The 10,981-nt window shown below is 36.7% G+C and carries 11 protein-coding genes and 1 tRNA gene; 2 read left to right on the top strand and 10 right to left on the bottom strand.

What is annotated here, in order from left to right:
• The 4 genes from I4641_RS13365 to I4641_RS13350 all read right to left on the bottom strand — a co-directional run.
• The coding region (locus I4641_RS13365) for a substrate-binding domain-containing protein (RefSeq protein WP_229641032.1) at positions 1-1,234 on the bottom strand (1,234 nt) is incomplete at its 3' end.
• Positions 1,235-1,523: 289 nt separating this feature from the next.
• The gene (locus I4641_RS13360; RefSeq protein ID WP_229641031.1) at positions 1,524-2,663 is read right to left on the bottom strand and encodes an HTTM domain-containing protein; all 1,140 of its coding nucleotides are present in this window, start codon (positions 2,661-2,663) and stop codon (positions 1,524-1,526) included.
• Complete coding sequence (locus I4641_RS13355; protein ID WP_229641030.1) at positions 2,638-3,162, bottom strand: hypothetical protein; 525 nt, start codon at positions 3,160-3,162, stop codon at positions 2,638-2,640. Before I4641_RS13355 ends, I4641_RS13360 begins: the two co-directional genes overlap by 26 nt.
• On the bottom strand, positions 3,162-3,581 hold the full coding sequence (locus I4641_RS13350; RefSeq protein WP_229641029.1) for a thiol-disulfide oxidoreductase DCC family protein: 420 nt from the start codon (positions 3,579-3,581) through the stop codon (positions 3,162-3,164). The genes I4641_RS13355 and I4641_RS13350 overlap by 1 nt, the downstream gene beginning before the upstream one ends.
• An 82-nt stretch (positions 3,582-3,663) precedes the next feature.
• On the opposite strand from I4641_RS13350, the gene I4641_RS13345 reads away from it, so the two are divergent.
• Positions 3,664-4,911 carry an NAD(P)/FAD-dependent oxidoreductase gene (locus I4641_RS13345; protein WP_229641028.1) on the top strand — a complete coding sequence of 416 codons (1,248 nt, stop codon included), beginning with the start codon at positions 3,664-3,666 and terminating at the stop codon, positions 4,909-4,911.
• 145 nt (positions 4,912-5,056) lie between these two features.
• Here the strand turns inward: I4641_RS13345 and I4641_RS13340 are convergent.
• The 4 genes from I4641_RS13340 to queG all read right to left on the bottom strand — a co-directional run bounded on the left by I4641_RS13340 (position 5,057) and on the right by queG (position 7,878).
• A tRNA-Gln gene (locus tag I4641_RS13340) sits at positions 5,057-5,128 on the bottom strand.
• Between the two features lie 109 nt (positions 5,129-5,237).
• Positions 5,238-6,137, bottom strand: a complete 900-nt coding sequence (locus tag I4641_RS13335; protein ID WP_229641027.1) for an esterase/lipase family protein — start codon at positions 6,135-6,137, stop codon at positions 5,238-5,240.
• A gap of 50 nt (positions 6,138-6,187) precedes the next feature.
• Positions 6,188-6,853, bottom strand: a complete 666-nt coding sequence (locus tag I4641_RS13330) for an HAD-IA family hydrolase (RefSeq protein ID WP_229641026.1) — start codon at positions 6,851-6,853, stop codon at positions 6,188-6,190.
• A 77-nt stretch (positions 6,854-6,930) separates the two neighbouring features.
• Positions 6,931-7,878 (bottom strand): tRNA epoxyqueuosine(34) reductase QueG, encoded by a 948-nt coding sequence (queG, locus tag I4641_RS13325; protein ID WP_229641025.1) that lies wholly within the window; start codon positions 7,876-7,878, stop codon positions 6,931-6,933.
• Between the two features lie 184 nt (positions 7,879-8,062).
• On the opposite strand from queG, the gene I4641_RS13320 reads away from it, so the two are divergent.
• Complete coding sequence (locus I4641_RS13320; protein ID WP_229641024.1) at positions 8,063-9,307, top strand: response regulator; 1,245 nt, start codon at positions 8,063-8,065, stop codon at positions 9,305-9,307.
• A 21-nt stretch (positions 9,308-9,328) separates the two neighbouring features.
• Here the strand turns inward: I4641_RS13320 and I4641_RS13315 are convergent, their stop codons facing one another.
• On the bottom strand, positions 9,329-9,784 hold the full coding sequence (locus tag I4641_RS13315) for a DUF1622 domain-containing protein (RefSeq protein ID WP_229641023.1): 456 nt from the start codon (positions 9,782-9,784) through the stop codon (positions 9,329-9,331).
• A 53-nt stretch (positions 9,785-9,837) separates the two neighbouring features.
• Positions 9,838-10,881, bottom strand: coding sequence for a mevalonate kinase family protein (locus tag I4641_RS13310; RefSeq protein ID WP_229641022.1), 1,044 nt, complete (start codon positions 10,879-10,881; stop codon positions 9,838-9,840).
• Positions 10,882-10,981 lie beyond the last annotated feature (100 nt).

Below are 10,981 nucleotides of genomic sequence, written 5' to 3'. Positions count from 1 at the left end.
TACTTGTACCTGCGACATTATCACCTGCATCGGCATCTGTATCGGTACTTGTACCCGCAACATTATCACCTGCATCGGCATCTGTATCAGTACCTGCACCCGCAACATTATCACCTGCATTGGCATCTGTATCAGTACCTACACCTGGGATATCAGTATTGGTATTGCTATTGGTATCTGTACCTGCGACATTATCACCTGTATTGGCATCGGTATCTGTATCAGTACCTGCAACATCAGGTTGAACGATATTACCTTCTCCATCTACAGTTGTTTTGGGTAGATTTACCGCGCCTGTAGGTAAGTTACTTGCTCGATCGCTGCCCAACTTAGAAGCGATCGCTATAGCAGCAGCAGTTGACATCGAACCTACTCGATTAGAAATTATTTGTTCTCCTCCTTCGGGGGAAGTAGCAAAACCGAGAAATGCTTCCGTTGCCTCGCTAGGTTCGCCCTGATATACCAAATAAAAAGGCTGAGAGAAAGGATATCTTTCATCATCAGGTTGAGTTTGATGCATGGTTACTATTTTGATATCATCTCTGTCGATCACATCATTAGCAACAGCATAGGCGATACCATTTGGACCTAATTCCTCAATCGTGCGATCGACACTATCTACTTCTAGTTTGGTTGCATTAGCACCACTGGCAAACTCGCTTTCTTTAAAGACTGGATAGTTGGGAAAAGCTTGTCTAGTATCGTTGGTATCGGGGGAATCTACTAGATTAATCTCCCCAGGATTTCCGCCTATTTCAGACCAATTAGTAATTTCACCGCGAAAAATTTGAGCAAACTGGGATATGGTCAAACTGCCGTCAAAAGGATTATCTTTGGAAATGAAGATCGCAATTTTTTCTCTGCTGATAGGTACTGCTACTAATCCTTTTTGCTTTTCTGCTGCCGTTAGAGTGCGACCAATTCCTGCAAGCTCGACTTTCCCCTCTGATAGTGCTTTAAGGGCATCTTCTGAACTTTTGGTTTGAATGTTAACTTCAGCTTCAGGGTATTTGCTGATAAAACTTTCTTTTAAGCTTTGATTAATGCTACTAGTACTATTGGAGGTTGCCATCTCCACTGTGGCTTTGGCGGGCAACTTATCGGGGACATTGAAAGTTGTGGGAGTTACATCAGCTTGAGCTAATAAAAAAGCTTTAGCTGGTTTGGATACTCCAACTAAAGCTAACAATACTGCTGCTAAGGTAACTATAGAATTATGTGTTTTATGTAACATTTCAGGTCTAAATAGTATCTGATTATTTGGGGATTAATTATATAAGGCAAATCGACTAAATATAGGTCTAGATTATCTTGTTTTAAGTATTATGTTCGGTGAAAATACCTATATTTACTTGAGTTCACACATATTATCAAAAACACAAATTTATTTCTATAAAGATCGCTTCACAGTGACAAACTTATGGGAAAGTTCTTATAAAAGATCGCTGATCGTTGAGAAATGATACAAAATCGACAAGTATTAAACTTTTAACAGAATTATTAATGTACTAATTCTTACTTCGTTAGATCCTATCTGTGTTTAGCTTAGTTTTATTGGGAATTAATAGATTGACTGCGATGATTGACATAGTTATTAACCAAATCACAATATTCAAATAAAGAGGAAATCCCGAGTTATTGGCAAAATAGTAGATTTCATCCATAAGATGAAAGTTACTAGATTCTCTGACTAATAGATTCAACAAATAATGTAGTGCGATAAAAGCTGCTATGGAAATCGCAAAAGTCAAGTAATTAAATTTGGTTAAAATACCGAACTTTGATTTATGCTTAGATTTTCCCCAGCTTAACGAGACAAAAGTCAAATAAACGGGTGCGTGAGCAATAAAATTAATATTAAGTAATAAAGTATTTGCTAAATGGAATGTACAGGCAACTAACAGCCAAAGCAACCACCATTTGCGACCACTTAAAAGTGCCAATAGAGGAGACAATTCAAAAACAACAGCTAAATAATCAGCTACTTCAAACATTTGAGGTGGTAGTTGCAGAATCAGTGGAGCTAAAAATCGTTCTCTTCCTTGGGTAAAATATCCTTGATAAAACCAAGAAAGAAAACCTCCCGTATTAAGGTCAAAATCAACCCAATAAAGTGCTTTTTCTAAACCAGCCGTAAACATACCAAAGCAAAGAATAACTCCTAAAGTTGCCAAGACTCTTTGCTCAAATTTTTCAGAAACTCGTTTATCGGGAACAAGAGCATTGTTCACACCCCAATTAGTAAAAGATAGACCCAGAATGAAAGTTATGAACATAACCGAGCCGTGATTGATTTTTCCGAAAGAAAAACTAAATGAATTACCGATTATATAAACAATTATAAAAGCAATTCCCGTCCATCTGGCTTTGATTCCTAATAACAGACAAAAGCCCAAACAAACAAGTATTATTTCAATACCTAACATAAAGTTATAGTGGGGAAAGCCATTGAAAAAAATACTTAAGCTAAGAAAATTAGGTAGGAATAAACCTTGAGGTATTTCTCCAATCCAACTAAAACTAAGGTTGAGAAAAAGTAAAATAAAAATTCCATAAAAAATGCGGAGTTTCGATAAGCTATCACTATTATTCTTTGCCGATTTTTCAGCTTTGTACCATAAAATACTTAATTTAAGTTCAATCCAATTTAAAAAGTTTTTCATTAATTATTTTTAGCGATACTATCTTGCCAGTACTAACATCAAAAGCAATTTTTTCTTCAGTAACCATTAATTCACTAGAATCGCAGTTTAACTGGGTAAGTTGGTTGCGCAACCATTGTTTTGTATCTTCAATTTCATCAGCAGTTATTTTATTGTTTAAAATGGTAATAAATTTCTTTTTCAAAGCATTATCAGCTTCTTTTTTACTTGTTTTCAAGCCAAAGGAATTATTGACAATATGAGTTAAATATTCATGGGGAATAGGTTCGAGAAACTTTTCAGAATCGATTCTTGTCCAAGAATTATCGGGCAGTTGTTTGCCCCACAAACTAATTCGACTAAAATTGACTTGAGTACTATCTAAATCGACTTGATGCGCTCCCGCAGGTAAAATAATTGCTGGATATGGTTCGAGGGAAGCCGAAAGCATTTTCAGCAGAAATGGGGGAAATAGTAAACAGCTTAAGCCCAGGGTCAACAATAGATTGGGATATTGCATTATATTTCTATAAATCTCTGACGCTCTTGAGGAGTCAATAATCTACAGTTCTTTTTACCAATTTTGATCTGTTGGCGAAGGCGCGATACTAGATTATAGATGCTATCCCGAATAAATTTAGGAACGGCGAGAAATATTTGCAAATATTTAACTGGTTTATTTGCTAGGGAAACTGCCTTTAAAATTGCCGAACTTTTTTGGAAAAGGCGATCGCGATGGTACAAATAAGCTGTTGTCAGATCGGGTTGAGGATAGTTGTGTTGGATAAAAAAATTTCTGGCAAACTCAGACTGTAGTTTACAGAATAGAAGAGTATTAAAAGAGGTTCGATCTAATAGAAACATCACAGTAGCATTACAAAAGCCACATTCTCCATCATAGAAAAAAATAGCTTGCTTTCTACGATATATTAAACTCATTAAATTACAATATTATCTTGTATTGGCATTATATTATGCTACCAAAATTTTAGATTAAAAAAATCGCAGGAGAAAAGAAAGCATGACCGCAGGTAGACCCAAAATTGTCGTAGTTGGAGCTGGTTTTGCGGGTTTAAAAGCTGTCAAACAGTTGTCGAATGCCGATGCTGAAGTATTGTCGATCGATCGCCATAACTACCATACTTTTATCCCTCTTCTATATCAGGTGGTTGGGGGTTTTATTGAGCCAGGGTTAATTGCCTATCCCCTACGGAAGGCACTGCGAAAGATTCCTAATGCTAGTTTTTTGATGGCGGAGGTCAAACAGATCGACTTGGAAAATAATCATATAATTACTGAAACTGGATCGATAGCATACGATTATTTAGTGATTGCCACGGGCAGTCAAACCAGCTTTTTAGAGATATCTGGCGCGCCTCAATTCACCTTCCCCGTAAGAACCTTGCAAGATGCCGTGACCTTACGCAACCATATTATTAGCTGTTTTGAAAAGGCTTGTGCCACATCTAATGCGATGGAACGAGAACAGTTAATGACTTTTGTGATTGTTGGAGGGGGTCCTACTGGAGTAGAGATAGCGGGAACTTTACAAGAATTGATTTGCAACTGTCTGATTAAAGATTACTCGGAATTAGATTTGCGTCAAGCCAAGGTGATGTTATTACAGTCGGGTTCTAGTTTGCTGAGTAGTTACCCAGAATCTCTCAGAAAGTATACCCTAAATCAATTGCGCGATCGCGGTATCAAGGTACATTTTAAGAATCGAGTCAAAGCAACTTTTGAGGGTAAAGTTGTCTTAGAAGATGAAACTCACATTGCCACCTCAACTATTATTTGGACGGCAGGAGTAGAAGCCAATCTCCCTCAGTCAGAAGGAGAAGTAACCACCGCCAGTCAAAACAAACTTGAAGTACTGCCTACTTTACAATTACCTGAATATCCTAATGTCTATGCAGTGGGTGATTTGGCATATATCGAACACGAAGGTATGCCTTTAATGGGAGTTGCTCCTGAGGCTCTACAGCAGGGTAGAGCGATCGCTTTTAATCTCAAACGACAATTGAAAGGAAAAGCACCCCAAACCTTTAACTATTTTAACAAAGGTACGGCTGCGATCGTGGCTCGTAATGCGGGAGTAGCTTATTTGCTAGGTAAGATTCCTGTAAAAGGTTTTCTAGCCTGGTTGTTGTGGTTGGTAATTCACCTTTATTATTTACCAGGATTATCAAATCGTTGTAAGCTTTTGGGTGCGTGGTTAAAAGATTATTTATTAAGAGAACGCTCGGTAGGACTATTAAGTAATAAGTAATGGAAGATTGACAACTAATTATTGAAGATTGACAACTAATTATTGAGCAAAAATTCGCGAACACCAATTGGGAATAATTTTGCTATTTGTTCAACCAAAAACTATAACTTAATTTTATATTTATAGAGAATGGTTTGATAAACTACTGGGGTGCTAGGATTCGAACCTAGGAATGGCGATACCAAAAACCGCTGCCTTACCGCTTGGCGACACCCCATCTTCTGCAACATAGTCATAATAACAATTATCTACCTATAGTTGTCAAGTAATTTGGTAAATTTGTTTTTCCTTCTTAATTAGAGGTTAAATTAAGTTTAAAGTTTAAATTAAGCATTGTCTGAAACTAGGGTAGCGATCGCTTTTTCCAATCCCGCAGCGTGAATCAACCCGACATATCCTGCATAGATACATTGCTGTTGGGGTTTGCCGACATAGACATGATTTACGCCCAAATAGTTCTTCCAGGTATGTATCGTAGCACCATCAGCCAAACTAGCCACAATTTGCGATCGCTTAAAGTTACGATAATCAGTATCAGTCATTCCTGGTAAACGGCGCAGACGTTGAATAAACTGGCTAGTAGAATCTAGATCGGGAGGAGATCCCAAGTTTGGATTTGTCCAGAAATTTTGAATTATAGAAATCATCTGAGGATGAGATCTCATAGCAGAGTGAGGTATATCTGAGACTAAAAGCCAATTGGCATAGTCAAACTTAGTATTTTCTAGCGTCACCAAGCCATCCGTACCCATGTTGATATCGCTAGCTACAGAAAGAGTCGGAATGTGTTGGGCAATTTTTTCTGCTGTTAGACGACGATTTCTACCCAAACATTTTGCCGTACCAATACCAATGCCGAAAGGATCGATTATACGGGCAAGATTTGAACCTCCCACAGGAGAACCCAAAAGAATTAAAGAATGTACTTTATGCCACCATTGAGGATTGCGATCGAGTACTTCCAACCACATCAAACCCCCCATGGAATGTCCGATAATTTTTAAAGGAGTATGGGGATATTTCTCTATCGCTGCTGTGGCAATCTGCTCTAGTTTACGCACTAAAGGCTCAATACTAATAAAAGTTTTAATTAATCCCAAGCTAGGTACGGTAACTATGGTTTTTGGAGTAGCTACTGCCCTGGCTAATCTACCAATACTATTGCCATTGTCTGCCCAACCATGTTGAGCAAACAATAAGAATTGAGGATTATTATTATCGGTCATCTAAAATAGATTTATTAGATATTCTTTTCTAAGATAACTCAGGGCAGATATTAATTAGCTGTAGTAGTGACAGGATGGGAATGGTAAACAGCGATCGCTTCGAGTAACTCTTGAGGCTGATGGACGAGATAATCTGGCTGATAATCTTGGAGAATTTCAGCAGAATTAAAGCCCCAACTAACTGCCACAATTCCAATATTACTTCTTCTGGCAGATCTTATATCTCTGGTTTCATCCCCTACATAAATCACATTAGCTTTAGTTAATTTATTATTTTTGATAGCTTGATTGATTACTCTATGTTTGCCAAAAATAGATGTACTCGAATAAATATAACTAAATAAACAATCGAGTTTATTTTTACGTAAAAATATTTTCACATTTTCCTTATTGTTAGAGGTGACAATTCCCAAAGTGTAGCCTCTATTTTTCAATTCAAATAGCACTCTTTCAATATCACCAATTGGTGACAATTCACTTATCTCTTTACTTAGTTCTGTACGTACTCGTCTAACTAAAAAAGGAATTTTAAAAATAGAAATTTCTGATAGTTTAACTATTTCGCGAGAACTTAAATTTTTGAGTAATAATAATTCTTCTTCGTCTAAAGCTTTGTATCCAAATTCAGAAGATAATTGATTGGTAATTTTTGCGATCGCATTGTATGTATCGGCAATTGTACCATCAAAATCAAACAGAATTACTTTAACAGTCATTAAATCCCCGTTATATTGATTATTATATAGAATAATTATACTTAATAATGTTTTAAATACTTGGTTAAAGTCAACAATTATTTTTCTCTATTTAGATTAGCACGAGCGTTACGTCTCCACATAGCTGGTTTAATTCTTCTTAGTGCGGATGCGCGAAACCTACGATCCCAATCCGTTTCGGAAAGATTTGCTAGCTCACTTAGTTCTGGCTGAATATTAATAGAATAAGGCTTAAAATCAGCGTTATTTGTCTCTTTTGCAAAACGTTGATTCCAAGGACAAACATCTTGACAAATATCACATCCTGCTACCCAACCTGATAGTTTGTTGACAATTTCTGGAGGTAATTTAGCATTTCTATTTTCAATAGTATGATAGGCAATACAACGATTGGCATCGACTACATAAGGCTCAACGATGGCATCAGTCGGACAAGCAGTAATACAACGAGTGCAAGTGCCACAATGGTTGGTATGAACTTCGTCAGGAATTAACGCCAAATTAGTTAATATTTCTCCTAAAAATACCCAACTACCATATTCTTTGGTAATTATGTTACCATTCTTTGCCAGCCAACCTATTCCCGCCCTTTGCGCCCAAACTTTATCTTGTACGGGGGCAGTATCTACACAATGGCGAGTTAAAATTGAGCCATGCTGCGATCGCAACCAAGTACTTAAAGCTTTGAGTTTTTTGCCCATAACTTTGTGATAGTCTCGCCCCCATCCATAACGAGAAATTTTTCCTATGTTTGGTTCGTCTGAATGTCGATCGGGGGTATAGTAATTGAGAGCTACGGAAATAAGCGATCGCGCTTCGGGCATAAACGCAAGAATATCTGCTCTTTTAGGGTTTGCCATCCATTCCATATCGGCTTGATATCCTGAATCTAGCCAGCTTTTAAGATGTTCTGAGGCATTATCTTCATATCGATCTATCTTGGCAATACCGACTAAATCGAATCCAATATCTAATGCAACTGTTTTAACTTGAGATGTTTTAACTTGAGATTTATTTAGTGGCATATTTATGTTTATCTTGATTTATTTTTTTTGCTTGATTACTTTTTTAAAAAATACAAAAATTATCGTAAATATACGGCTTACTCTCTTGAATGGGATTGTTAGAATAAATAGTAATTGATAAAAAAGCAAATAATTCTTTCTTTATTAATATTTTGCAAATTAATTTAATCGTTTAACTCGGATTATGAAATTCGCCAAAAATAATCTAAAACAAATCAAATTTAATTTTCAAAACGCTGTCGATTTACAACAAAACTGTAAAATATGCATTTTTACAACTAACGGAGATAGTTGGAGTTTTTATTTTAAGAAAGGTAATCTAATCTGGGCAAGCAGTAGCATTCACAGATTTAGAAGATTATACCGTTTAACTAATCAAATTTGTCCCCAAGTTAATTGTCAGGAAGTTAAATTAAGAGAACAGGAAATTTCCGAACTCTGGGAATACTTGTTGATCAGTGTTTTGTATAAGCGCAAGCAAATCGATATTATTCAGGTTAAAGAAGTTATTCAAGCAATAATTAAAGAAGTTTTATTTGATTGTTTCATAGCAGAGCGAGAAATAGATAAGGTTAAGGTATTTTTTAAAACGAAAGGGAATAAAATGGGAGCAATTTTAAATAGCTCTTTATTTCAACAGCCAATTACTAAAATTAACTATATCAAAACAGTCGAACGTATAGAATCATTTGTTAGCGATTGGAATCAAACTATTCTTGCCCATTCTTCGCCCAACTTAGCTCCTGTAATCAAACATATTGATAAACTGAAAAAAACCGTCGATGGCGATATCTATCAACAACTATTTGTCTTTATTAACGGAAAAAAAACTTTACGAGATTTAGCGATTGAAACCAAAAAAGATTTAATTACTGTGGCAAATTTATTGATACCTCAGATCAAAAGTAAAGCGATCGCCCTTCAACGAGTCCCCGATCAACAGTTATCCAATCTATATTTTGCTCCTAGCAGTACAGAAAACGACATCAAATATAACAATGGCACGAGAGAATATATTCAAGAGTTAGATTTACCCTTAATTATTTGTGTCGATGACGATCCTCATATTTGTCAGCAGATAGCTCAAGTTTTAAATCCCATCGGTTATCGCATACTTCCTGTCAATGATGGTGCTAAAACTCTAATGGTTTTATTAAAAAAGAAGCCCAATCTTATTTTAATTGATGCAGAAATGCCAGATATCAATGGCTATGAATTGTGCGCTCAAATCAAAAAAATGCCAGATTTAAAAAATATTCCCCTGATCATTATTGGCGAACAAGATAGTATCGTCGATAAATTACGAGGAAAAATATCTGGAGCAGTAGATATTATTAGTAAACCGCTTAATTCAGCTATTCTTGCAACTATAGCTCAAAAATATACTCAAAGTTTTGCGGACAAAAAATCATTAACGGCAAATAAATAGTCAACGTCAACAATGATTGAATTATTGTTTTGCTCGGTGTTGAAATTTGGCTAATTTTTCCCTAGCTAATTCTTTGACTTCTTTTTCTAAAAAGAAATTGAGAAAGGTACGAATTGCCGAAATCGTAGCTAGTTTACCTAAGGCATCCCAACTAGGGGCAACTGCTGTAGCGACAATATCTGCTGCCAACAAAAACTCCAAAGATAAAGCTAAAGCAATACCCAAATCCAATCTAACTTGAGCCAGTTTTTCCTCTCGATCCATCCTGCGATTGCGCCAAATTAATTCTTGGACTGCTTTGATAATTGCTAAAGCCAAAATGACCAAAGCAATGCTTTCGATCGCTATTTTTAACAGAGCGACTATTTCTAATAAAAAGTCTTCTGCTAAGTGATTGAAGCCCATAAGAGGACTGCTAGTAGTTGTTTCTGCACTAGTAGCGATCGCAATTTTAATTCCCGATAACAAATAAGACATCTAAAGTCTATTTCTCCTCATAAACCTGTGTTTTAAATTACTACTTTTTTGTTTCATAATAGTGCAGTTTTAGAAATATTTAATTCATAACATTGCATTTGAGGAAAATCTCCCTCGATAATTGAAATCGCCTTTGTTTGATGAAAAGGATCTTTGGCAATCAATTGTGCCGTGCCATCTCCTTGAGAGCCTACACCTTTTCCGCCGTATATATGCTCTTGTAGGGGTGGATGGGCAAGTAACTGATGTAAAATCGGTGCGGTTAGCTGGCTAGGACAAGCGGGAATCAGACAGCGATCGAATTGAGCTTGGGCTTGATTCATCAAATCGCCAATTATAGCCCTATTTCCTCCTTGGAGGGCAGATATAGCCCTCTCTACAATCTGGGCGTTAATTTCGCCTAAATAACTCTGTACTAGGGCATGAATGGGGTTATTGGCAAGGGGATAGCACTGGTTGAGGCTGGCTAAGATTGTTTGAGTATTTTTATTTCCCGCCAAATCGACAATAATAAAATGCAAATCCCCACCAATAGTCAAAGGTTCAATTTTAGTGCGATCGCCATCGAAAACCATCAAAATAGGCTGGTTGCCATAGGCACAAGCTTGATCTAATCTGCCACATTGACTGAGAGTTACTCTTTCTCCCCAATAAGCCAAGTCCATCTCCTCTTCGATAGTCAAACCCAGGTTATATAACTGACTAAATGCTCTAGCTACCAAAACACAAATTGCAGCACTAGAAGACAAACCTTTTTTGAGGGGTAAGTTCATCTCATAATTATCGATCGCAATACCCCCGACTCCATAACGTTTTAAAGCTTCATAAGCTACCCCCGCCACATAACTATAAAAACTCTCAGTTTTTGCCACATTTTGCAGCAAAGTCTCCTCCATTGCCAGTTCGAGGATTTGAGCATAATTTACTGTGGCAAATCGTAAACGATCGTGGAGTTGCACCCTGGCATAAATTCCCTGATTTGTCCCCGCGACAATAGCATAACCAGGATATATAGTTGAGTTGGCTCTACGATATTGGGCAGCCCAATCGCTATGTTCGCCAAAAAGACAAAGACGACCAGGAACAAAAATCTCCATATTCTGCTTTGTGTTTCGATGATAAACAATTAATGCTGCTAGAATGTTGACTCATTAAGACAAAGTTAATTCCAAGCCAACAATTTAATCACAATTTAAT

This window comes from Waterburya agarophytonicola KI4 (assembly GCF_020640915.1).
Taxonomy (GTDB): domain Bacteria; phylum Cyanobacteriota; class Cyanobacteriia; order Cyanobacteriales; family Xenococcaceae; genus Waterburya; species Waterburya agarophytonicola.
Note: the sequence above shows the minus strand (reverse complement) of the source record. Positions and strands in the feature narration are given on the sequence as shown.